Genomic DNA, 24,763 nt, shown 5'->3' with positions numbered 1-24,763 from the left:
GCCGGTAAGCCAGCGAAATCAATAGTGGATAGACCATGTCCGAAGAATCCAACATCCCCGTCAAATATGCCTACAAAGGCTTTAACCTGATCAGTTTCGGCACTTGCATCAAGCTGCTGTTCAGCGGCTATCTGGTCACGATCGCCGCGGGCTATTTAATGGCCCTGATACAGATCCTATTCACTCACGGCATGGCCGACGGCAAATTCGGCTTGTCACTGGACGACATCGTCTACAGTTATTACGGCGACCGCTCGGGCTCGGTGCTGGAATCGAAACTGAACGGCTCGATGAAATTCAACGCACCGGAACAGGAACGCTTCAAAATCATACAATGGGTCAGAGATGGTGCTTCCGAACCGGCATACAACGCCAGCATCAAAACCATCGTCGATAACCACTGCGTAAGCTGCCACAACGCCGCTGCCGGTTCACTGCCCGATTTTTCCAGATTCGAGAATCTGAAAAAGGTCTCGGAATCGAGCGAAGGCGCGACTTTTCAATCCTTGACCCGCTTATCGCACATCCATTTGTTCGGTATCAGCTTCATCTTCATGTTCGTCGGCATCATTTTCAGCTTTTCCACCGACGTACCCTGCAAATACAAATACCCGGCCATCGTGATGCCCTATCTGTTTTTGCTGGTTGACATTGCCTCCTGGTGGCTAACCAAACTGAATCCCCATTTCGCCTGGCTGGTCATCATCGCCGGCGTTGGCTTGGGCATTTCGTTCGCATTCATGTGGACCGTATCCATGTATCAAATGTGGATATTGGGCGGCATACGCAAACAATCCGATCGCCGCAACGCACTCTTGCGGGATTGACAGGCATAATTCGTGACAAAGCTACCACACCATTCAGGCACCTTCATGGGCAACACATCATCGATCCAAACCAAAATCCTGCTCAGCATTGCCAGCGTATTTCTGCTGCTGATGTCCGTCAGCATGCTGTTCATGGCCAATCGACAAAAACAAATGATCGAATCCTTGGCCACCGATAAAGCCATCGACATGGCCAATAGTTATTTCGACGGCCTGAATGCCATGATGCTGAGTGGCTCGATGCAACAAAGCGGTCCGCTACGGGACAAAATCCGGTCGCACGAGAATGTCACCGATGTCCGACTGATCAGGGCCAAAGCCATCAGTGACTTCTTCGGCCCAGGCGGCAGCGAGCAACAGCCACTCGACAATTTGGACCATAAGGCACTAGCCGGCGAGGCGGTTACGTCGACGACGAGTACCGCTCAAGGCAGCATCATTACCATCTGGCAACCCATCATCGCCAGCGGCAACTTCAAGGGCACCAATTGTCTATCCTGCCATGCGGTGGCGGAAGGCACGGTACTGGGTGCCGTCCGCCTTTCGTATTCCTTAAACAATCTGCATGCCCACATCAGTCGTGATCTTGCCATTGCTAGCGGAATCGCCATCGGTTTATTCGTTCTGGCCATGCTGCTGATTACTGGCCTAATGCGAAAAATCGTCGTCACTCCGCTCGGCGAAATTCGTAATACGATGAATCTGATCAGTCAAAATGCCGATTTGCGCCTGCGCTTGGCGACACATTCCAATGATGAAATCGGACAGCTATGCAGGTCGTTCAACTCGATGCTGAGCAGCTTTGCCGATAGCCTGAATCAGGTTTCCCAGACCAGTGTGGATCTGAGCAACGCCACCGCGAAAATTTCCACTGTCGCGAACCAAACGACCGCTGCGGCCAGACAGCAACATCATGAAACCGAATCGGTACTGCAAGCGATCAACCAACTCGAGTCTTCGGTTCGCGACGTACGCGGCGCCGCCGGCAGCGCCGCGCAAGCATCGATCGAAGCGGACCGGCAAGCCAGTAGCGGAGCCACCACCACCAAAAATGCCATCGACGGCATTTATGAACTGGTTTCCGAAATCGAACGCGCGGCGGAGGTCATCAGGCGTCTGGACGAAAAAAGCAAGGGTGTAGGCTCGGTATTGGACGTTATCAAAGGACTGGCCGAACAAACGAACTTACTGGCGCTGAATGCAGCCATCGAGGCCGCCCGCGCCGGAGAACAGGGTCGCGGCTTCGCGGTCGTTGCCGACGAGGTCAGAACACTGGCCACCCGTTCGCATCAGGCAACCGAAGAAATCGAAAACATCATCGATCAATTGCAACGTGAAGCAAAAGATGCGGTGGCCGTGATGGATAACGCCAAATACAGCGCGGAACAACGCCGCTCGCAAGTACAAAGCGCCGACGAAGGGCTTAACCTCATCGCCGAACGCGTTGCCCACATTCGCCAGTTGAATGCGCAAATGGCCGAAACAGCGGACAACCAGAATCAGGTCGCGCAACATGTCAGTCGCAGCGTCGCAAACATCAGCAACCTCACCGACCGGACGGCACAGGATGCCGAACAAACCAATGCCGCCAGTCGCGAACTGGTCAAACTGGCCGACCGCTTGAACAAATTGGTCGATCAGTTCAAACGCTAGGGAAACAACGTGAATAACTCACTGATAATTTTTCACCTAGAAAAATCATTTGATCCACGAAACACACGAAAATCACGAAAAGTTTCAAACCGTTATCACACCTAAGAGCAGCACCGTACAGGTGAATCGATAATCGATAAGCCTCATAGCACAATGATTTCTTTCGTGATTTTCGTGAAAGACCGATGTTTTTGGGGTCAGACGAATAGTCAAAGCCGTTTATGGAAAAAGCTAAAGCTGTTTCGCTCCGGAACCACAATTTTCGACGTGCATAATAGTTTTAGCGGGTTTTCTATTCTTGCCCGGCACGGTCGATTTCCAGCAGCAACCAGCGTCGCAATACGCTCAACACATATTCCTGTTCTTCGGCGGTCAAATTGTGCCCTGCGGCTATCCCATGCCATTTTTGCAAGCAGCCGCGGCAACAGCAGGCCGTTGCATGCTGGCCGACGAATACTGGATGCCCACGGTAAGGCGTCTGCTTGCCATCATTGGGAATAAAGGCCGGCGCCAAACGCTTGCCGATGAAATCGCGGGCATGTTCGAGTATCGTCGGCACGCCCTTGTCGCGCAAATACTGCAAATCCTTGCCGTTCAGGTGAAACTTGCCGCGAAACCTGGATTTAGCTAGCGCTGAAAATAGTGCCTCGAACTCTCTCATCAGCCCACCCAACCGTTGAACCTAAAAACACCAGTAGTCCACGAAAAGCACGAAATACACAAAAACAATCCATGGGTTATCAACTTTATGTATTCACCGATAGGTGGCATTGCTCGAGGAGATAACGGCTTGAAATTTTTCGCGCTCCCTTCGCCCGCCTTCAAGTCAGGTTTTGTGTCTTGCGTGGACCGAAGTCTTTTTCTAAAACTAACATTGGCCATTCTAGTAAAAATCAACACCTCATCGACCATCACACTTTAGCCGCTTCCCGCTCAAACCGGCCAAAGCGCAGCAAGATCGCCGGCAACAGCAATAAATTCAAAACGGTCGAAGACGCCAAGCCGCCGATGATGATGGCCGCCATCGGGCCCATGATTTCCCGGCCGGGGTTGTCGCTGTCGAAGGCAACCGGCAGCATCGCCAGCGCGGTGACCAAGGCGGTCATCAGAATCGACGGCAGCCGTTCCTGGGCGCCGCGCAAGGCCGTGGCGGCCGACCAGACTTGGCCTTCGTGTTCGATCAAATGCCGGTAATGCGAAATCAACATGATGCAATTGCGCACGGTGATGCCGAACAAGGTCACGAAGCCGACAAAAGACCCCACCGACAACGACTCGTCGGTGAGCACAACGGCAGCCACGCCGCCTAGCAACGCAAACGGCAGATTCAACAAGGTCAAGGCCGTATGCCGGAAGCTGCCCAACGCAAGGTAAATAAACATCAGCACGCCCGCGCCGGCCAAAACGGCATGCAGGATCAGTTCATGCCGCGCCTTGGCCTGCTCCAAGGCCGCGCCGATGAACTCCGGGTAGCTGTCGCTGCTCCATTCGATGTCCTGCAGCACCCGGCTTTTCAGCTCCCGGATGAAATCGTCCATGTCCCTGTCATCGACGTTACAGGTCACGGTCTGGGTGCGCAAGGCACCTTGATGCAAGATGTTGTAACGGCCTTCGCCGTGGCGAATATCGGCCACCTGGCTCAACAACACGCGCTCGCCGTCGGCGTTTTTCAGTGCCAATTGCTGCAGCGATTCGGCATGGGTACGCATATCGGCCGGCAAGGTCACCGCCACGTTGTAAATGCGGTTGCCTTGCATGTTTTTGCCGACGATACGGCCTTCGTAAGCCGTTTCCAGCGCCAGCATCACTTGCGCCGGACTGATGCCCCTGAATTGAAGCTGTTCCAGGTTCAAGCGGACTTCTATCATCGAAGTTGCCGGCGGCGAGCGCATTTGCACGTCCTCCGCACCGGGTAACCTTTGCATCAACGCAGCGACGGCTTGAGCCTTGGCATCCAGTTCCGCCAAATCTCTGCCGTAAATATTCACTACCACCGGGGCGGTATAACCGGAAATGGTTTCGTCGACCCGCTCGGTCAAAAAGGTATTGGCTTCGGAATGGATGCCCGGAAAATCCTCGATAATCTCGCGCAAGCCTTCCAGTACCCGTTGCTGTTCACGACCCGACAAAGGTTTCAAGCGCACTTCGTATTCGCTGTAATGGCTGCCATAGGTATCTGCGCCGCGTTCCGCGCGCCCCGCCCATTGCGACACCGACTCGACCCCCTCTATGGCTAAAAACCGTTCGGTCAGTAGACTGCCGACTCTAATCGACTCCTGTAACGAGGTGCCCGGCACGCTGGCGGTATGCACGATGAAATGGCCTTCGCGCAGTTCCGGCAGAAACTTGTGATCCAGTCTCAAAAAAGCCGCAATGCCCAACGCGCACAGCAGCGCACACACGACCACGACCGCGCGGAAATGCCGCATCACCCACTGCAGCTGCTTGGCATAGTGCGGCTTCAGCCAGCCGATCAGCGGCGGATCGGAAGCCTCCGGCAGATTCCGGTTCAACAGCAAGCGGCATAAGGCCGGCGTCAAGGTCAACGCCACCAGCAGCGACATCAGGATCGCCAGAATGTAGGAATAGCCCAACGGCGAAAACAGTCGCCCGGCCACGCCTTGCAGCGTCAACAACGGCACGAACACCAAAGCCACGATGAAGCTGGCATAGACCACTGAACCGCGCACTTCCAGAGAGGCTTGCTGAATCACCGCCGCGCTGGATTTGGGCTTGGGTTTGACTTGGTTTTCCCGTAAACGGCGGAAAATGTTTTCGGTATCGATGATGGCGTCGTCGACCACCTCCCCCAACGCAATCGCCAAGCCGCCCAACACCATGATGTTCAGATTCACGCCCATTTCCAGCAACACCAGCACCGCGGCCATCAGCGACAGCGGAATCGCCAGCGCGGCGATGAAGGCGCTACGTAAATTGAACAAGAACAGGTACAAAATCACGATCACGAACAAGCCGCCGAACAGCAGATGCCCGGCCAGGTTATGCACCGAGGTTTCAATGTAGTCGGCCGGCCGGAACAAGCGCGTATGAAACACCACGCCCTGCTGCTCGAACAAGGGCTTGAAACCGTTCAATACGCTTTCCACTTGCCGCGACACCGACAAGGTATTGGCGCCGTACTGGCCGATGATCATCATCACGATGCCGGGCTTGCCCATGATTTGCGCGGCGCTGATGGGAGGGGCCGCCGCATACCGAATATCGGCCACATCGGCCAGGGTAATGGTGGCGCCGTCCTGGCGTTTGACCACCAAATGCTTGAATGAGTCGGGACTGCCCGGCTGGCCGCTGACTTGCAAGGTAAAACGCTGATTGGCGTTTTCAATGAAACCGGCGCCGCTGATGGCCGAGGCGCCGGCCGCGGCATTGACGACGTCTTCCAAGGCCAGATTGAAGCGCTGCAAGGCCTCCGGTTTGACTTGCACCTGCAATTGCTGCACGTCGCCGCCGAAGGTATTGACGTCGGCCACGCCCGGCACGGCCAGCAAACGCGGCGCCAGCGTCCAGTCGACCAGGTTGCGCAGTTCCATCAATGATTTAGTATCCGAGCGCAAGCCTATCGTCAGCACGGTGGACGATGAAGACGACAACGGCACCGCGACCGGTATGCCTATGCCGGCCGGCAATTGCTGGCCCAAACCCGCCAAGCGCTCGCTGATCATTTGCCGGTTGCGAAAAATATCGCTGTCCTCGACGAAGGTCGCCGTGACGATAGACAAACCTTGAATCGATTCGGAACGCAAATTCTCCAAGCCTATCAAAGGGCGTACTGCCGTTTCTATCGGCTGCGTCACCAGCACTTCCACTTGCTCCGCCGCCAATCCCGGCGCCTCGGTCTGGATGATCACGCGTTTGGGCGCGAATTCCGGAAAAATATCCAGATCGGCATCGATGAAACGATAGCCGCCGTACACCAGCATCAACAAAGCCAACGCAATGACCAACCCGGCATAGCGGATGGAAAAACGGATTAAACTAGCAAGCATGAAAAGTGGTTAAACGATAATATTTGGTCACGCCCTGTACGGACAAGGGGTCATGGCGTGGCAATTTCGCCCAGTCCGCTGGCGCTCTGTTTAGTGAAAATATCGAGATTCCGTGCAAAATAACTTACGCCTTTTGTTTTCTCGCCCTGGAAACGTCACCAAAGTCAAAAACGCCAGTGCTATTCGGCAATAGCTAAAGCGACTGCCCGCCTGAGTTATTTCTAGCGGGACACTTATTACCACAAATCAGCTGTCCGGTTTGTTATTTCACATTGATCGCCTCGTTTTGATTGGGTGGTTGTAGCAATCGCATATTTCCACGGAATTCCACCAAGAATTCCGTCAAAAATAACTGCCGCATTTTGCTTCCTCGGCCTCTGTTGGGTGAGTCAAAACAGTGCTTTCTCTCTCCGCACCCGCGGGCATAAAGGAGAAGGCCAGGATGAGGCAATAAATCAAATACTTACATTAAATACCCCTCACCCCAACCCTCCCGCGAGGAGGGCTTTTACGACCGCCTTCTCGGGGAAGGAAGATACACAGTCATTTCTGACCATATCCATAGCTTTTGCAAGGCCAGGATACGTCCGTTTTGGCCATGGCAACAAGAAACAGAAACTTCGTCCTTTTGCCCCGGCGGTACAATTGCGATAGCATCAAGCCCTCACATGAAATCGGAACACCCTGCATGGACCATCAAGACATAGACCTGCATAGCGCAGTCACCGCACTGAGCTGCTCGCTGGATTTGGTCGGTGTCGACGAGGTCAGGCACGGCAAGCGCGTGGCCATGATGGCGTATCAGATTGCCGATCAACTGCATTGGCCTGAAGCGGAACGCTACAGCATTCTGCATGCCGGCATGCTGCATGACTGCGGCGTCGCCCAGATTCGCGAGCACCGCAACCTCACCGAGACGCTGGAATGGAGCGAGGCGGAAGCCCACGCCAAACGCGGCGCCGAATATCTCGCTGCCCGCCCGCCCTTGGCGCACTTGGCCGCGGAAATCCGCTATCACCATACTCGCTGGGAACAGTTGCAGCCATTACCTTTGCATGCGCGCACCAAAATACGCGCGAATCTGCTGTTTCTGGCCGATCGCATCGATGTGCTGCAAGTGCCGTTTTTGAACAGCGAACATATATTGACCGCGGCTCCCGACATCGTGGAACGCATAAGCAGCCTATCCGGCAGCCTGTTCGCGCCGGAATTGATCGAAGCCTTCGCGCAGATAGCGCAAAGCCAGGCCTTCTGGCTGGCCATGGACCCAGATTATCTGGATGAGGATTTACGCGGACTGGGTAAACATATCGCCCCAGTTTCCCTGAATTTCTTGGCTCAACGCGAACTGGCCCGATTATTTTCCCGGGTAGTGGACGCCAAAAGCCCCTATACCGAACAACACTCCGAACGCGTATCATTGGTGGCTCGGCAACTGGCGAAAGACTTCGACATCACGGGCCAGGATCTGGAGCAGGTCGAAATCGCCGGTTTATTGCACGACATCGGTAAATTACGCGTATCCGAAGACATCATAGATAAACCCGGCAAATTAACCGCCGACGAGCGCGCCTGCATGCAACGCCATAGTTACGACACCTATCGTATCCTGCAACGAGTATTCGCCGACACCCGCATTCCGGTCTGGGCCGGCTTTCATCATGAAAACCTGCGCGGTGAAGGCTATCCGTTCAAAACCCAAGGCTCGGAACAGGATTTGGAATGCCGCATCATCAGCGTGGCCGATGTATTCCAGGCCTTGGCGCAAACCCGCCCTTACCGAAACAGCATGTCTCTCAACGATATCCTGGCGGACCTGGATAGGCGGGTGGCCAACAACGAACTCGACGGCACGGTGGTTGACAAGTTGAAAATCAATGCAGAGGCGTATTATCGTTTGGCAAAAGACTGAAATCTGAGCGCGGCAATCGAATCTGGCGATCCATGGCCTGAAAAAACACCCAAGCCACACAATGCGCGGTAAACCCGCATCCTGCGAAAAACCCTAAAAGCCGGACCCATGGTAACGATATTCGATGCGGTATAATGAAACACTCTGCTGTTTCCCTAGTTTTTCATCCTGATGTCAGAAGACTATTATTTTCCCCCAGACCACGCCGTCGAATCACTAAAAGTCCCGCCCCATTCCATTCAAGCCGAACAATCGGTGTTGGGCGGCTTGATGCTGGACAACCAGACCTGGGATTCGGTCGCCGACAAAGTCATTGATCACGATTTCTACCGGCGTGACCATCAGCTGATTTTCCGCGCCATTGCACAGCTCGCGGAAAAACAGGAACCCTTCGACGTGGTCACCCTGTCCGAAGTTCTGGAAAGCCGCGGCGAATTGAAGGATGTCGGCGGCCTGGCTTATCTAGGCATGCTGGCCGCGGAAACGCCCAGCGCGGCCAATATCGTGTCCTATGCCAACATCGTGCGCGACCGCTCGGTATTGCGACAATTGATACACATCGGCACAGAAATATCCGATTCGGCTTTCAGCACCGAAGGCCGGGAAACCGCGGATTTGCTGGAAAACGCCGAACGCAAGGTATTTGAAATCGCCGAACAGCGCCAACGCGGCCAGGGCGGCTTCGCCTCGATCAAATCGCTACTGGCCAAGGCCGTCGATAAAATCGAAACCCTGTACGAAATGGACGGCGAAGTCACCGGCGTCAGCACCGGCTTTACCGATCTGGACGAAAAAACCTCCGGTCTGCAGCCAGCGGATTTGATCATCGTCGCAGGTAGGCCGTCGATGGGTAAAACCACCATCGCGATGAACATGGCCGAGAACGTGGCCTTGAAAAGCGGCCTGCCGGTGGCGGTATTCAGTATGGAGATGCCGGGCGAGGCCCTGGCGATGCGGATGATGTCGTCTTTGGGACGCATCGATCAGCACAAGGTTAGGACCGGCAAGCTGGACGACGACGATTGGCCACGCCTGACCTCGGCGATCAATCTGCTGGCCGAAACCAAGCTGTTCATCGACGACACCCCTGCCCTCACCCCGACCGAGGTTCGCTCCCGCGCCCGCCGCCTGATGCGCGAACACGGCCAGTTGGGTTTGATCGTGCTGGACTATTTGCAGTTGATGCAATCGCCCGCCAGCGGTGACAACCGCGTGCAACAGATTTCCGACATTTCTCGCGGCTTGAAAGCCTTGGCCAAGGAATTGAACGTACCGGTCATCGCCCTGTCCCAGCTCAACCGTAACCTGGAACAACGCCCGAACAAGCGCCCTGTGATGTCGGACCTACGCGAATCCGGCGCGATCGAACAGGACGCCGACTTGATCATCTTCGTCTATCGGGATGAAGTGTATAACGAGGACAGCCCGGACAAAGGCATCGCCGAAGTCATCATCGGCAAGCAGCGTAACGGCCCCTTGGGCACGGTGCGCCTGACTTTCCTCGGCCAATACACCCGCTTCGAGAATTTCGCCGGCGTCTACACCGGCAGCGAGGATTACGAATGACGCCGGCCGCCTACGTGCACCTGGACCTGGACGCCGTCCGGCATAATCTGGCCCAGGTCAAGCGTTATGCGCCCAACAATAAAATCATGGCGGTGATCAAGGCCAACGCCTACGGCCACGGCATCACTCGGGTTGCCCGCGCACTCGATCAGGCCGACGGCTTTGCGGTGGCTCGCGTCGACGAAGGCGTAAAGCTGCGCAAGGCCGGCATCGGCCAAGCCATTACCGTGTTGCAAGGTTTCGTCTGTACCGATGAATTGCTATTGATGCTGGAGCACGGCCTCGATGCAGTCATTCACACGCCACAACAAATCGACATCCTGCAACAACGCGGCGCCGATGTGGCGGCCTTGTCGGTATGGCTGAAAATGGACACGGGCATGAACCGGCTGGGCTTCAAGGGCGTTGATTTCAATGCCGCTCACGAACGCCTGTCGGCTTGCGCCATCGTCAAGCAACCGATCAACCTGATCACGCATTTTGCCAACGCCGACGACTTGCTGGACGACAAAACCCTGCATCAAATCGACTTGTTCAACGAAACCATACAAGGTTATCCGGGACAGCGCAGCATCGCCAACTCGGCCGGCATCCTTGGCTGGCCCAATGTTTCCATTGCTACGCGGGAGAGTGCCGGCGACTGGGTTAGACCGGGCCTGATGTTGTATGGTTGTTCACCGTTCGCCGGCAAGACCGGCGCCGATTTTGGCTTGAGACCAGTGATGAGCCTGCATTCCCGATTGATCGCTGTCAAAAATGTCGCCGCCGGCGAAACCGTGGGCTACAGCGGTACCTGGCAATGCCAGACCGATACCCGGCTGGGGGTGATTTCGATCGGTTACGGCGACGGTTATCACCGCCACACCCAAAGCGGTGCGCCGGTGCTGGTCAACGGCCAACGCGTCCCTTTGATCGGCCGGGTATCGATGGATATGATCACCGTGGATTTAAATAGCCAACCCAACGCCCAGCCCGGCGACCCGGTCACGCTGTGGGGCGACGGCCTGCCGGTGGAAGAAATCGCCCGTCATGCCGATACCATCCCCTACACGCTGCTGTGCGGAATAACCCAGCGCGTCCGGATCGTGGAAGCCCGCCATTAACCCCAGGAATTGCTGAAGCATGCCCTTATCATGGAACGAGAGCAAAGATCGCGCCTTGAAGTTCTCCCGCAACTGGGCCGATGAAAGCTCGGAAGACGCCGAAGCCAAGCCGCGCAACGAGGCATAACCCGGCCTCGCGCGGCTTATCTCAACAGCAACCCCATTAACTAGCATGGCCAAAAAACAAAAATCCGCTTTCGTCTGCACCGAGTGCGGCGCCGATTATCCAGGTTGGTCCGGGCAATGCAGCCAGTGCGGCGAATGGAATACCATCAAGGAAGTCAGGCTGGGCGGCAACAAACCCGGCCGCGATCATTCCGGTTACGCCGGCAGCCGCAGCGCGGTGCAGTTGTTGTCCGAGGTCAATCTGGCACAAGCGGAAAGGATTTCCACCGGCCTACAGGAATTCGACCGGGTGCTGGGTGGCGGCATCGTCAAGGGCAGCGTGGTATTGATCGGCGGCGCACCGGGCGCCGGCAAGAGTACGATTTTATTGCAAGCCATCGCCCATATCGCCCGACAATGGCCTGTGCTGTATGTGTCTGGCGAGGAATCGCTGCAACAGATCGCCGAACGCGCCCATCGCCTGCAACTCAACTCCGCCGGCATCCAGATGCTGGCCGAAACCTCGGTACAGCAGATTTGCCAGGTTTTGGACGAGGAAAAGCCGCAAGTGGTCATCATCGATTCGATCCAGGTCATGTACACCGCCGACTCGGATTCGGCGCCCGGCTCGATGTCGCAGGTGCGCGAATCGGCCAGTTACCTGACCCAGTACGCCAAACGCAGCGGCGTATCGTTTTTCATGGTCGGTCACGTCACCAAGGATCAATCGCTGGCGGGCCCTATGACCTTGAGCCACATCGTCGATGCCCAGGTGGTGTTGTCGAGTACCGACGATTCGCGCTTTCGGGTGTTGCGCGCCGACAAGAACCGTTTCGGTAGCGTCGGCGAGCTGGGCTTTTTTGCGATGGAAAGCACCGGCCTGAAAGAAGTGAAAAATCCCTCGGCGATGTTTTTGTCGCGCGCCGAAAAGCCCTCGCCCGGCAGTGTGGTGACGGTGCTGTGGGAAGGCACGCGGCCGCTGCTAGTGGAAATTCAGGCTTTGGTCACCGAGAGCCAATACGGCAACCCGCGCCGGCTGGCGGTGGGTCTGGATCAAAACCGGCTGGCCATGCTGCTGGCGGTATTAGCGCGTCATGGCGGCATTTTCACCGGCAACGACGAGATTTATGCCAACGTGGTCGGCGGCATCAAGGTCACGGAAACCAGCAGCGATTTGGCGATCATGGTCGGCGTGGTTTCCAGCCTGCGCGACCGCATCATTCCGTACGACACGGTTTTTTTTGGCGAAGTGGGTTTGAATGGCGAAATCCGCCCGGTCGCCAACGGCCACGCCCGGCTCAACGAAGCCGCCAAGCACGGTTTCAAACGCGCGATCATTCCCAAGAGCAACAAACCCAAAGAGGCCATCAAGAATTTGCAAATTCATGCGGTCAGCGACATTCAGGAGGCTTTGGCGGCTTTGGCGGAACTCTAAGGTTTAGTCATCGTTCATTATTACTCTGAAAGTAGCAAAATGTGAGGGTGCGGTTGCTTGTTGGACAGGCGTCGGCGGCAAGGATGCCGCCGTCGAGCCTACATGGATGTATTCACGGCGGCCTGTCCGGCAAGCAACCTTACCCTGAAGACTATTTTCATTTGCCGGGGTGATGCCCAGCCTTCATGAGCGTTACTCTGAAAGTCACGCGGCAACCCCAAAAACAGACTAACGACATAACAAAGTTGACTTTCATTTGCCGGGGCGATGCCCAGCCTTCATGAGCGTTACGTTGAAAGTCATAGTGGACGAAACACCGGAACACGCGAAAAAGCTAAAGCTTTTTCACTCCAAACCACGCCAGGAAATGCGATAGCTTAGCTATCGCATTGAGTGCAAATCTTCTCGAGTTCCCGTTTTGACCCGGGGCTCGGCGTAACCCAGTGCATCGATATAAGGCTCGAGTATCCCCTCGATCTCGACGTAATGCTTTGCATAATGCGTCCAGCGTCGCAACGCCGTGTTGTAAAGCGGCTGATTAACGGCGGCAAAACTCGGCGTGGAAATGTAACGCCCTCGCGCGCGTTCGTGAAACTTCAGCACCGAGGCCTGCCATTCCACGCCCAAAAAAGCGAATATTTGCCTAAAGGTGCTTTCGAAGTCGTTCACCGTATCCTCGTAACGCACTTCCAGATACCGGGGTTGCATGGTTTCGCGTAGCGTCAGCCAATACCCCATCACGCCCGCGTATTGCCTGGCGATGCCTTGCCATGAGGTCAGATTGACGGTTGCCGGTGAAGAACTGAAGGCCTGCATGAAACAACTCAGGCAAACGTCTCTAGGGTCGCGCAAGGCGAATAAGATTTTGGCTTCCGGGAATACCACGCTGATGACGCCCAGCTCGATGGTATTCAACGCATTTTTATCGACCAGTTGCCTGACCATGACAGCGTCGCCGTATTCCTCCCGCATGCGCCGCCAATAAAATTGCCGAAGTTGTTTGATCTGCGCCAGGTTCAACGCCGAGAGCGCCTTGGCATGATCCTCGTTGCTGCCGCTGAGCCGCTGCAATTCGCGGGTCAGTTCGTGGATCACGCTACTTTCATCGGTCGCGATTATCCGGCTATGAGCCCCCAGTACCTGCTCCGTTAGCGTGGTCCCCGAGCGTAAGAAACCCAGCAAAAAAGCCGGTGCCGGCAAACCGTCGTTAATGACATCCTCGACAGGCCAACGCTTCAGCAACGCGGCGTTAAATCCCTGGCTATTGCTTTCCAGCGTTTCGAAAAGGGATTCGCGCTGTTCCGGGCCGAGAGGCGAAAGCGCGCTATGCTCCCTGCCGGCGCGAACCATGGCCGCGAAAGCCTCGTCATAACGGCCTATTTTATCCAGGATCACGGCCTTTTCCAGCCAGGCACGCGCGGTCTGCTCGCGGTCGTCATTGCGTTCTATCACGCGGTTCAATCGATCCAAGGCTTGTTCGGGCGCCGCGAAACGGGCTTCCAGAATCGCCAGCAGGATATTGCATCCCGGATGATCGGGTAACAACTGGCAAACCTGGCGAGAAACCGGCAGCGCTTCCTGATGCCGATTCATCCGCACCAAACACAAGGCCAGGTTATTCAAGAAAACCGGGGATTTGGGCGCAAGCGTTAGCGCGAGGCGCGCCAAGCGCTCGGCGGCATTCACTTCTCCCCAGTGCGTCAGTTGCGCCGACAGTTCGACCAAAAAACGCGGATCGCGGGATTTGGCGGCTTGACGCTCCAGCAGCCTGGCGGCCTGCAGCAAACAACTTATGCCCTCCTTGCGTCGATGCAGCCAGCATAGCGCCTGACCTAACCCCGCCTTGAAATAAGCATCCGCGGGTTTGGCATGGGCCAATTGGCGAAAGCACCGTTCCGCTTCGGTGAAATTTCCCGCCGCCACGGCCTGCCGGGCTTGCCGGTGCAATGGCTCGATGTCTAAGGGAATGGCCGAAACGCTACCCGGCCTGTCGGCGCAACACGCCTTGAATTTTTTTCCGCTGCCGCAAGGGCATGGCGCGTTTCGGCTGATTTTCGCGGCATTTTGCATCACAGTACCAACAACTCCGGCGCCACGCGCTTGATGAATAATTCGCGGTAGATTTCGGCTTTCCTGATTTGCATGCTTTCCATCGGATTATAGTCGTCGCTGATGACGATGCCCTCGCTGTCATCGAGGGCGTATTCGTGGTCGATCAACCATTGCACGCGCGGGTCGCGGCTATTAGGGTCCAGTTCCATGGGTTGGTTGGCGGCCAAAAAGATGAAATCCGTCATTTCGGTCTTTTCGGTAACGAATACCCGCACATGGGGCAAAACCCGTTTCAGCGTTTTATGCACAGACGCCACCGCGGCCGTGCCCTCGCCGCGCGTGAAGCCGACATAGTTCAAGGCCAGCATGCCCTTTTCCGTCAACAAGCCGCGCAAATCGCTCAACATCTCTCTCGTCAGCAAATGCACGGGCTCCGTGCCGCCCGTGAAACAGTCATGAACGATCAGGTCGTATCGTTTGCGCAGTTTTGTTATTTCATACCGCGCGTCACCCACGATGAAATCGCCGGTAGGCTTGAAATCAAAAAACTTCAATGACGCATCAGCCACCACGGGGTCGATTTCTATCGTGTCCGTGGTCAATCCCCTGGCTTTCAACTGCCGGGCGATATGCCCGCCACCCAAGCCAATCAAAAGCGCATCATTATGACTAGGCAGCAAAATCGGCAATGAACTGATGATGTTTTGATAATCCAGCAGGGTCCGGCCATCCCGCAAGGCGGTGGCGCTTAACACCGAGGCATCCGACAACAGCAGGCGCGTGCCATTTTGCGGATTGTCCACCACCCTGACCCAGCCATAATTGCTTTCCGCTTGATGCATGACCTTGAAACCGCTGTCCGTTAGTCTGGAAGTCGCGTAACCCTTGGCACTGAGCAAGCCGGCGACCAGGGCGATGAATAGCAACGGAATTATCGTCGAAATGCGGGCAAAGCCGGATTTGTCCTTTATCATCAGGGCAATGGCCCAAAATGCCAGCACCCAGCCGAGCGTGAAAATGATGGTTCTGCTGCCAAACGCCGGCAGCAAAAAGAAACCGAGCATCAAGGTAGACAGCACGCTGCCCACGGTGCTGATGGCGTAAACGGAGCCCACCGTACTGCCGACATCGTCCAGTGTTTCGGTCGCCAGTTTGATGACAAAGGGCCCCACCATCGCCAAGGCCGTCAACGGCAGGAAAAATAACAACATGGCGCTGGCAAATGCGCCAGCCCGCATCCCCAGTGGATTGGTCAGGTTCAAGATGGGCCCGCTAAGGAAGGGAATCAAACTCGTCGCGCAAGCCGCCAATAGGATCACGTGCGCCAAACGAAGGCTTGGGTATCGGTCCGCCAGAAAACCGCCGAGATAATAGCCCAAAGCCAAGGCAATCATTGTGACCGAAATCAGCGCAGACCAGACATATAGGCTGGCGCCGTAAAAAGGCGCAATGATTCGGGTACCCAAAAGTTCCAGAATCATCACGGCGCCACCGCTGAGGGTGACAGTAAGCCATAGAAAAACCTTGCTTGGCGCCGCGTCGAGACGAGACAAACTTGCGGGATGATGATTGTTGTTTTTGGCCATAGGATTCAAAAAGTTCAATTTTGGATAGTCAATTTTTACCCATAAAAAACCCCGAACCGGCTCCATTCCGTGATTCGGGGTCGTCTGCCTCCTGGCAAGGTCAATCCATTAACATCCCTGCGTTCTAAATCATCCTGTTCAAAACGTGTTGCCCATTTCCCTCAGGCTGTCCATTTTCCTTGAGATTTCGATCAAGCCGCACGTTTACGCCGGTTGATGCCCGCCACGCCAGCCAACGCGCTGCCGAACAACCAGACGGCGCCAGGAACGGGAACCGGCGCGGCAGTGGCAACCGAGAACGTATATTGGCGCGAAGCCGGTGATTGGCCCATGCAGCTCGAATCGTTATCCGGGCATACGCCGCCCAAGCCAATCAGATAGTAACCCGCCTTCAAGCCAAACAGATTCAAGGTTGCCGCGCTCGCCGACGCACTTGCGGCGCCACCGCTCAAAAAAGGCGAATTGGTGTTCCAGGCGCCGCCATGGGCGACATCATCGAGATCACCATTCTTAAAGGAAAGGCCGTTTTGCGCATAACCGACCCAGCCATCGTGTCCATCGACGATATTACCGATGTCATTATTCGTGGTCACGCCACCGTCATTGCGACCGCGCACCTGATTGTATTCATGGAAGCCACCGCCTTCTGCGATGGCGCTGGTACCGCTGGTCCAAATGCTAAACCCCCCGGTATTTAGAGGCTGGTTAGTCCCTCTAGAAGTCAAACTGAATCCGACATTGAACGTGTTTCCAGCGGCTATGTCCGCCTGCGTACCAACCTGTAATTTGAACCAGTCGGCTGTATGCACCCAGCCCATATTGCTTTTGGCTTGAATATCCGACCAGGATTTGTAAGGCGTCGCATCATCGCGCGAGATCGTGTCGCCGGTGAAAACGCCCAACGATACGGCGGTAAAGGCGCTGGCCTGGGTGGATACGGAGATTGCGGCCACGCCCAAGATCCCGATAATGGCTTTATTTAGTCGTTTCTTTGTCATCAAGAATTCCTCTGATTTTCAGTACATAAGGCCTTGGCTGCAAAACCAAGGCCCGCGAGATGCCGTTAAGCCGCAACCACTGCTTTACGACGACCGCAGCCGATCAATCCGGCCATCGCGCTGCCGAACAACCATACCGCACCCGGAACAGGGACCGGCGCCATACTGGCTTGGATACCATATGTGCCAGAGTGAGCACCGCTAGCTGGATCGATGGCGCCACCGGCCGTGATGGTATAGCTGCCCGCGGTCAGAAAAATGGTCAGGCTTTCGGCGTTTGTCAGGCTGTTGTTGACGGCTTGCAAAAATTCCAGCGTGCCCGATTGACCCGAGTTGTTATACAGCGTCATGTCGCCATTCGCATTCCAGCCGCCTTGCTTACCTTGCGCGGCGAAATCGATCCATAACTCGCCTGTAGCGCTGTTCGTGGCGCCTTCATACGTCGAAGCAGGCAACAAGCCTTTGTACAAGCTGAAACCCACGTCGGTGAGCGCGGCAACCGTGCTATAGGTAGGCGTGCTAGCGTTTGGCAAACCCGCGGCAGTCAAATTGGCATAAGTGCCTTGCCCCAGGCCTGTAACATCGATTTTCACTTGTTGATCGGTCGCCAGGGTAAAGCTAAAAAACGCGCCATGGTGGCTATCGCCCCAATCAGCTTCCGCGGCATCAGCCCAACCGACATTGCTGGTCACTGAACGTTGGAATGGACTTAAAACACTCAAGTCACGATAGGACACGTGAGCGAATGCCTGGCTGCCGCATAGCAAGCTAGCCAGGGCCAGTAACGACATAACGATTTTTTTCATAATTTCCTCTTTATACTGTTGACAAGATAAGTAAACAGTAATGTTCAAGACAAGGTATAGCCCTAACCTCCATCTTGACCTCCCCATCACTAAAGGAGGCGACCCGGCTATCTCATTTCCTTGAGACCCGTGGCTTTCCGACCCCGCCTCGCGCCGGGTGTGGCCAGGCTGACCTTAGCTCTACCAAACAATCTGATGCGATATTTTTGGCCAAAACGCTCACAACAAACTCAACCCAATATTTTGGAGACAGCTTTCATGCCAAAACCCACTAAAGCACTAGGTTTCAAAAAATTACATCATTCGGTAATATTCTTAAAATGTTTTTTCGCGAATAGAATTATGGGAAATCACGCAGTTTTCAGGCCAAATGCCTCAATCTCGATCGCGGACTTCCAGGCCATGGCCGGCCAAATTGCGCCTTTGTAAAATGGGCGCAATAATTGCTTGATCAACTCAATCTATTACGGAGAATTTTGCATGCAAAAAACCAAGGACATGCCAATTTGGGTATTTCTGGCATTTTCGAGTATCGAGACGCGAAGAGGCGCGCTGATTTTGCTCTGGAGCAGCATCGTCTTCAGCTTTTATTGCATCCCCTGGAGTCATTATTTCAATGACAGCCAATGGATAAACAAACTGTTTTTGATGGATGATTGGGAGTGGTTTGCCATGATGCTGCCAATGACACTGTGGTATTGGCTAAGCCTGAGGTGGCTGGATAGAAAACAGGCCTGGATTTAATGCCCGCGCACCAGTAAAGACTACCAGTCCCGCGGTTGCAGAACCTCAAAACCTGAAAACAGGGCGCCGTCGAAGAAAGTTACCAGCCGCCCAGCGCGCTCAACTCACGCTCCAGCAACGCGCTATCCCCCAGATTGAGTTCCACCAGCCGGCGTAGATTGGTGATGCTGTCGATGTCGATATCGTCACATTTGAAACCGGCCAGCGTGCCAGAACCGTGAGCAAAAGTCAGTTTCATGCGTATGGATGCTTCGTCGGAGAGGTTCAGTATCAGCATGCAAGGCGTCGTCGCCGAACCCGGCCAAGGCTTTTCCAGATTCAATAGACAGCCTTTCAGTGAAATATCGACAATCCGGCAAGGTAGCGTGAACTCATCGTTCAGCAACGATGCCTCGGCGTCATAAAAGATGCGCTGGAAATGCCTTTTCTCGCCGTCTGTTTTTGCCGTCACCCGAATCACTCCAGGAAAAACTGCATCGGCGTTTTGTCCACCTCGATCACGTCATTGTTTCGCAGCAACGCCGTTCGCTCGCCCAATGGCTCCCTATTCAGCCGCAGTCCGTCGTGGCCCTGCAAGGCCGACACATAATAACCATCCTTACGCCGGGCAATGACTATCACGCCGGCGCCTTCGTGCCCGAGGCGCGTCATGGCCTTTTTCAGCGTAAGAATGCGACCGATATGAGGTCCATCCATCACTTGCAGCTTGCCTTCCTGCTGCCTTGCGCCCGCTTCGAGCTTCTCGTTCAAAAACTCCAGGTCAGGGTCCTGGGAAGACGCGGCTTGAGGCGATTCGACCGGCTGATGAAAAAATTCGGTCGCGTTGTAAACGATGTAATGCTTGCCGACATTGATGACGTCGTTGTTTTGCAGATTCCATTCCTTGGAAGGTTGATTATTGACCAGTAGCGGAAATTTTTCGTTGAGTTGCTTGATGACGCACTTGCCGTCCTTGATGACCGCCACGGCGTGGGCAGGCGCCACCGCCAAGCTATCGACCACTAATTCGTTGGTGTCGTCCCGGCCGATATGCACCACGCCGGAATCGTAAATACCTGAAAAAATGGGTTTATCTTTGAAATAGACGGTAAATTTTGCCATTGCTGTTTTTCTATAAGTCCCTGCGACCGAATTGTAGTATAGACGCTAAAAGGAAGCCTGCAGTGATATAAACGATAATTTTCGATTTTCTTACTTGGCAATTTTACGTCCACAAATCACACGCTCGGCTGCTCCGGGGACGTTGCAAATAAGCCCCCACATTCGCCTGAAAGCGGCATTCGCCCAGCGGAACGTCAATTCTGGCAAAATCCGTGAAGATAAACATCGACTCGATAACACAAAGGCCTATTATCCGGTCGAATTTACAGTAAAATCAATGCCGCCACCCTAGCCGACCATGACGATGACTAATTCTTCCACCGAAAAAAAACAACAATCGTTTCAATCGCGGAACCTTTATATTACAGGCGCGGACCGCAACAGTGGAAAATCGATCATCATGCTGGCGATGATGGAGATGCTGACGGGTTATGCCGGCAAAATTGGCTTTTTTCGCCCCATCATTCAAGCCGGCGACAAAAAAGACGAATTGATCCAATTCATTACCTATCGTTACCAGCCGGACATCCCTTACGAAGCCATGTATGGCTGCAAGAGCGACCATGCCCGCGCGCTGGTCGCCGATGAACAATACGATGAACTACACAAAATCATCCTGGGAAAATACCGGGCATTGAAGGCGAAATGCGACTTCGTGCTTTGCATGGGCTCGGACTATAGCCACCGCGACGCGGTTTTCGAATTCGATTTCAACGCCCAGGTCGCCAACAATCTGGATTGCCAAATGATGCCGGTGATACCGGGTTCCAGGCAAGACAATATACAGATTCTAAACAGTCTTGCCCACCTCAAGCATGAACTGCATCAGCATGACAGCGATGTGCTGGCGGTCATCATCAACGGTGTCGAACCCGGCCAGATAGAGCCGCTGCGCGCCATGTTGAGCCACCCCAACGATTTCCCGATTTACATCGTCCCGGTCGAGTTGTCGCTTGAAAAGCCGACCATAGGCAACATCGTACATGCGATGGGAGCGAAAATATTTTCCGGTGACAACAACGCATTGAGTCGCGAGGTCCATCAATACAAAGTGGCGGCCATGCTGGTGCCGGATTTTCTGGATTATGTCGAGACCGGCGACTTGATCATTACCCCAGGCGATCGTTCCGACATCATTCTGGCCAGCCTGATGGCTTACCATTCGACCAATTACCCGCAAATTTCCGGCTTGTTGTTGACCGGCAATCAAAAACCGGGCAAGCAAGTACAAGCCTTGATAGACGGGCTTGGCGATGCGCCCTTTGCAATTCTGGGGGTCGACTCCGATACCTTCACCACCGCGATGCGAATCAGCCAGGTGCCGGCCCGCCTGCATTCGCATGATGACAGAAAAATCGCCAAGGCTTTGGGCTTGGTCGAAAGCAACCTCGACATGAGCGAAGTGCGCTTGCGCTTGCGCAGCAACCTCACGCACAAGATGACCCCGCTGATGTTCGAATACGACCTGCTGCAACGCGCCAAGGCCAAGAAACAGCACATCGTGCTGCCGGAAGGCACCGAAGAGCGTATTTTACGCGCCGCGGAAATCTTGTTGCTGCGCGATGTCGTCAAAATCACGCTGCTGGGCAACGAAACCGAAATCCGGCAAAAAATCCAGTCACTAGCCTTGAAACTGGACGATGTCGAGATCATCGACCCGATGACGTCCGAGCTGCGCCCGCTATTCGCGCAAGCCTATTACGAGGCGCGCAAGCACAAAAACGTCATTTATGCCACGGCGTTCGACTTGATGGCCGATGTCAGCTATTTCGGCACGCTGATGATACACTTGGGTTTTGCCAACGGCATGGTATCCGGCGCGGTACACTCGACACAACATACGATACGGCCGGCGTTCGAGATCATCAAAACCAAACCGGGCGCATCGATCGTCTCCAGCGTATTTTTCATGTGTCTGGAAGACGAAGTGCTGGTTTACGGCGACTGCGCGGTCAATCCCAATCCAACCGCCCAGGAGCTGGCCGACATTGCCATCAATTCCGCCGAGACCGCCCGCATGTTCAACATCGAACCCAAAGTGGCGATGCTGTCCTATTCCACCGGCGATTCCGGCAAGGGCGAAGCCGTCGACAAGGTACGTGAGGCGGTCAAAATCGCCAAAGCCTTGCGTCCGGATTTGAAACTCGAAGGTCCGATGCAATATGACGCCGCCGTGGATTCCGGCGTCGCCAAAACCAAACTGCCCGGCAGCGAGGTGGCCGGCCAGGCCACGGTATTCATTTTCCCCGACCTCAACACCGGCAACAATACCTATAAAGCGGTACAGCGCTCGTCGGACGCCATCGCCGTCGGCCCGGTATTACAAGGCCTGAACAAACCCGTCAACGACCTCAGCCGCGGCTGCACCGTCCCGGATATCGTCAACACCGTCATCATCACCGCGATTCAAGCGCAGGAGGTCGGCAACACATGCTAAATTTAAAACACCTGCTGTTGTTAAGCTGCATCAGTGGCTCGGTGCATGCCGCTCCGCGCATTGCCATTCTGGATTTCGAACTGAAGGATTTAACCCTTGCACCCGGCGTGCCGGCGGAAATCGAACGCACGGCCTCGATCAAACCCTTGCTGGAAGGCGAATTACGCTCCGCCGGCTACGAAATCGTCGAGATTCCGTTAGACACCCAACAAGCGGCCAATAGCGGCGTGGGCTATTTGTTCGATCATGCCGATGTCGCATCCGAACTGGGAAGACGCGCCGGCGCCGACTACGTATTGGTTGGCCGCTTGCATAAGCCCAGTTTCTTGTTTGCCTACTTGATGGGTAAACTGGTGCGAGTCGGGGATGCAAACTGGATGGCTCATTTCATTACCGAATCCAAAGGGCCGAACGTGGAATTGGTCGGCAAGGCCGTCGAAACCATGGCGGATAAAATCGACAACCAACTGGAAAATCGCTACACCCCGCCGCCGCCCAACACGCTTAAATCCCTACAACCCTGAGCGCGACAACCCCTCTCCATGGTCAAAAACTTGCATGAAATCTATCAAATCAAAGTGACGCTAAAGGGCATCAGACCGCCCATCTGGCGCCGCTTTCTGACGTTTTCCAGCGTCAAACTGCCCGAGTTTCACAACATTTTACAAGTCATCATGGGTTGGGAAGACAATCACCTGCACGCGTTTGTCAGCGATTCCGTCATCTATAAAATCCCCGACCCTTCGATGGGATTCGATTACGGCAAAGACGAAACGCAAGTCAGACTGACCAGCCTGCTAAAACGGGAAGGCGACAAACTGCTGTATGAATACGATTTTGGTGATGGCTGGGAACATGATGTCGTATTAGAGAAAATTTTGCCTTTTACGGCTGGGCAACCCTTACCGTTTTGCGTAAAAGGCAAACGTGCCTGCCCGCCGGAAAATTGTGGCGGCATCTGGGGCTATAAAGACTTGCTGCTGATCATGCAAGACCCGGAACACGAAGAACATCAAAATTTGTCGGAATGGTTGCCGGAGAACTTCGATCCGGAATATTTTTCCACGGACGACATCAATCATATCTTTCACGGATAAGCCGAAACCTCGCCTATGAAAATTCTCGTACTCAATGCCGGTAGCTCTTCAGTCAAATACAGTCTGTTTGAGATGAGCAATCAAAGCATCCTGTTGACCGGCCTGATAGAACGCATAGGCGAATCACTGGGTGTTCATCGTTACCGTCTGGCAGGCCTCGAACCGCAAACCACCGAAGAAGTCATTCCCGATCATCAGCATGCGCTACGGGCATTGTTCAGACTCATCTCGACTTCCGCCGTGATCGGCGACGGCGAATTGGCCTGTATCGGCCACCGCGTCGTGCACGGCGGTGAGTTTTTCCGGGAGCAGGCCTTGATCGACCAGCAGGTGATCGACCGCATCGACAGTCTGATTCCGCTGGCGCCCCTGCATAATCCAGCCAATTTGCTGGGTATCAAGGAATCGTTACGGCAAATGGGTGATGTACCGCAAGTGGCGGTGTTCGATACGGCATTTCACGGCAGCTTGCCGGATTACGCCTACCGTTATGCGCTGCCAAACGCGCTTTATCACGACCAGGGCGTGCGTCGCTATGGTTTCCACGGCACCTCGCACCATTACGTCGCCAAGCAGGCCGCTGACTTTCTGGGCAAAGGGTTAAACGAAGTCAATTTGATCACTCTGCATCTGGGCAACGGCGCCAGCGTCACCGCCATCGAAAACGGTCTCAGCATCGACACCTCGATGGGCATGACGCCGCTAGAAGGCTTGATGATGGGTACTCGTAGTGGCGACATCGATCCCGCCCTGCATTTTTATCTGCACCGCACGCTGAATTTATCCCTGGAAGAGATCGAAAACCTGTTGAATAAAAACAGCGGTTGCAAAGGCGTCTGCGGTGAAAACGACATGCGCACCATCCACCAAATGGCCGATGCCGGCGACGTCAACGCCAGACTGGCACTGGCGATGTACGCCTACCGGATCAAAAAATATATCGGCGCGTATTTTGCCGTGCTTGGCCGTGTCGATGCCCTGGTATTCACCGGCGGCATCGGCGAAAACGACCACTGGCTGCGCCAGCAATGCTGCGCCGGTTTATCGGCATTGGGAATCGCCATCGACGCCGAAAAAAACCGGGCCCCCGCCCGCCCCTGCGGTGCCATCCATACCGACCCGTCTCCCACCAAGGTGCTGGTGATCAAAACCCACGAAGAGCTGGAAATTGCACTGCAGGCCCAGGCATGTCTGGAAAAATCGGTCTGAACCGCCGTTGCCATCCATTTGACCTCTCCGGCGACTTGCCCAGGATGCCTGCGCATCGCATATCCTGGGCTTGTGTGAGTGCGATTCGCGACATTTTCGCACCCCTTGCCGATAATGAAGCCGTC

Annotated in this window: 19 protein-coding genes and 1 riboswitch; of the genes, 11 read left to right on the top strand and 8 right to left on the bottom strand. The window is 54.9% G+C overall.

The genetic code is table 11. From position 1 onward, the window contains the following. Positions 1-35: 35 nt before the first annotated feature. Both NM686_RS04840 and NM686_RS04835 read left to right on the top strand, forming a co-directional pair. Entirely contained in the window at positions 36-827 is a 792-nt protein-coding gene (locus tag NM686_RS04840) for a hypothetical protein (RefSeq protein ID WP_255186753.1), read from the top strand. A gap of 12 nt (positions 828-839) precedes the next feature. Further along, on the top strand, positions 840-2,480 hold the full coding sequence (locus NM686_RS04835; RefSeq protein ID WP_255186752.1) for a methyl-accepting chemotaxis protein: 1,641 nt from the start codon (positions 840-842) through the stop codon (positions 2,478-2,480). A 292-nt stretch (positions 2,481-2,772) separates the two neighbouring features. Here the strand turns inward: NM686_RS04835 and NM686_RS04830 are convergent, their stop codons facing one another. Continuing rightward, positions 2,773-3,141 (bottom strand): DUF4186 domain-containing protein, encoded by a 369-nt coding sequence (locus NM686_RS04830; protein ID WP_255186751.1) that lies wholly within the window; start codon positions 3,139-3,141, stop codon positions 2,773-2,775. 250 nt (positions 3,142-3,391) lie between these two features. Next, positions 3,392-6,487, bottom strand: a complete 3,096-nt coding sequence (locus NM686_RS04825) for an efflux RND transporter permease subunit (RefSeq protein ID WP_255186750.1) — start codon at positions 6,485-6,487, stop codon at positions 3,392-3,394. 688 nt (positions 6,488-7,175) lie between these two features. Between NM686_RS04825 and NM686_RS04820 the strand changes: the two genes are divergently transcribed. From NM686_RS04820 to radA, 4 genes are all read left to right on the top strand, one after another. Then, positions 7,176-8,399 carry an HD domain-containing phosphohydrolase gene (locus NM686_RS04820; RefSeq protein ID WP_255186749.1) on the top strand — a complete coding sequence of 408 codons (1,224 nt, stop codon included), beginning with the start codon at positions 7,176-7,178 and terminating at the stop codon, positions 8,397-8,399. Positions 8,400-8,570: 171 nt separating this feature from the next. Beyond that, the gene (gene dnaB, locus NM686_RS04815) at positions 8,571-9,965 is read left to right on the top strand and encodes a replicative DNA helicase (protein ID WP_255186748.1); all 1,395 of its coding nucleotides are present in this window, start codon (positions 8,571-8,573) and stop codon (positions 9,963-9,965) included. Continuing rightward, complete coding sequence (gene alr / locus NM686_RS04810) at positions 9,962-11,068, top strand: alanine racemase (protein WP_255186747.1); 1,107 nt, start codon at positions 9,962-9,964, stop codon at positions 11,066-11,068. The genes dnaB and alr overlap by 4 nt, the downstream gene beginning before the upstream one ends. A 172-nt stretch (positions 11,069-11,240) precedes the next feature. Beyond that, a complete protein-coding gene (gene radA, locus NM686_RS04805) occupies positions 11,241-12,608 on the top strand; it encodes a DNA repair protein RadA (RefSeq protein ID WP_255186746.1) in 1,368 nt (455 codons plus the stop codon). A gap of 381 nt (positions 12,609-12,989) precedes the next feature. Here the strand turns inward: radA and NM686_RS04800 are convergent, their stop codons facing one another. From NM686_RS04800 to NM686_RS04785, 4 genes are all read right to left on the bottom strand, one after another. Beyond that, on the bottom strand, positions 12,990-14,678 hold the full coding sequence (locus NM686_RS04800; RefSeq protein ID WP_255186745.1) for a sulfotransferase: 1,689 nt from the start codon (positions 14,676-14,678) through the stop codon (positions 12,990-12,992). Next, a complete protein-coding gene (locus NM686_RS04795; protein ID WP_255186744.1) occupies positions 14,678-16,246 on the bottom strand; it encodes a fused MFS/spermidine synthase in 1,569 nt (522 codons plus the stop codon). Before NM686_RS04795 ends, NM686_RS04800 begins: the two co-directional genes overlap by 1 nt. 191 nt (positions 16,247-16,437) lie before the next feature. Then, a complete protein-coding gene (locus tag NM686_RS04790; RefSeq protein ID WP_255186743.1) occupies positions 16,438-17,244 on the bottom strand; it encodes a VPLPA-CTERM sorting domain-containing protein in 807 nt (268 codons plus the stop codon). Positions 17,245-17,309: 65 nt separating this feature from the next. After that, positions 17,310-18,050, bottom strand: a complete 741-nt coding sequence (locus NM686_RS04785) for a hypothetical protein (RefSeq protein WP_255186742.1) — start codon at positions 18,048-18,050, stop codon at positions 17,310-17,312. Positions 18,051-18,144: 94 nt separating this feature from the next. Then, a riboswitch (cyclic di-GMP riboswitch) is annotated at positions 18,145-18,224 on the bottom strand. Positions 18,225-18,530: 306 nt separating this feature from the next. On the opposite strand from NM686_RS04785, the gene NM686_RS04780 reads away from it, so the two are divergent. Next, positions 18,531-18,794: a hypothetical protein gene (locus NM686_RS04780; RefSeq protein ID WP_255186741.1), complete on the top strand. Its 264-nt coding sequence runs from the start codon at positions 18,531-18,533 to the stop codon at positions 18,792-18,794. 79 nt (positions 18,795-18,873) lie between these two features. Here the strand turns inward: NM686_RS04780 and NM686_RS04775 are convergent, their stop codons facing one another. Together NM686_RS04775 and NM686_RS04770 are read right to left on the bottom strand one after the other, a co-directional pair. Next, a complete protein-coding gene (locus NM686_RS04775) occupies positions 18,874-19,245 on the bottom strand; it encodes a PilZ domain-containing protein (protein ID WP_255186740.1) in 372 nt (123 codons plus the stop codon). Between the two features lie 5 nt (positions 19,246-19,250). Beyond that, positions 19,251-19,895: an FHA domain-containing protein gene (locus NM686_RS04770; protein ID WP_255186739.1), complete on the bottom strand. Its 645-nt coding sequence runs from the start codon at positions 19,893-19,895 to the stop codon at positions 19,251-19,253. Between the two features lie 304 nt (positions 19,896-20,199). On the opposite strand from NM686_RS04770, the gene pta reads away from it, so the two are divergent. Genes pta through NM686_RS04750 form a run of 4 tightly spaced genes read left to right on the top strand, consistent with a single transcriptional unit; the run spans position 20,200 to position 24,638 of the window. Beyond that, entirely contained in the window at positions 20,200-22,332 is a 2,133-nt protein-coding gene (pta, locus tag NM686_RS04765) for a phosphate acetyltransferase (RefSeq protein ID WP_255186738.1), read from the top strand. Further along, a complete protein-coding gene (locus NM686_RS04760) occupies positions 22,326-22,856 on the top strand; it encodes a DUF2380 domain-containing protein (protein WP_255186737.1) in 531 nt (176 codons plus the stop codon). The genes pta and NM686_RS04760 overlap by 7 nt, the downstream gene beginning before the upstream one ends. 18 nt (positions 22,857-22,874) lie before the next feature. Continuing rightward, positions 22,875-23,429: a plasmid pRiA4b ORF-3 family protein gene (locus NM686_RS04755; RefSeq protein ID WP_255186736.1), complete on the top strand. Its 555-nt coding sequence runs from the start codon at positions 22,875-22,877 to the stop codon at positions 23,427-23,429. 15 nt (positions 23,430-23,444) lie between these two features. Then, positions 23,445-24,638 (top strand): acetate/propionate family kinase, encoded by a 1,194-nt coding sequence (locus NM686_RS04750; protein WP_255186735.1) that lies wholly within the window; start codon positions 23,445-23,447, stop codon positions 24,636-24,638. The last annotated feature ends 125 nt before the right edge of the window (positions 24,639-24,763 follow it).

The sequence above is a fragment of the Methylomonas rapida genome (assembly GCF_024360925.2).
Lineage (GTDB): Bacteria > Pseudomonadota > Gammaproteobacteria > Methylococcales > Methylomonadaceae > Methylomonas > Methylomonas rapida.
This window is presented reverse-complemented; position numbering and strand designations above follow the sequence as displayed.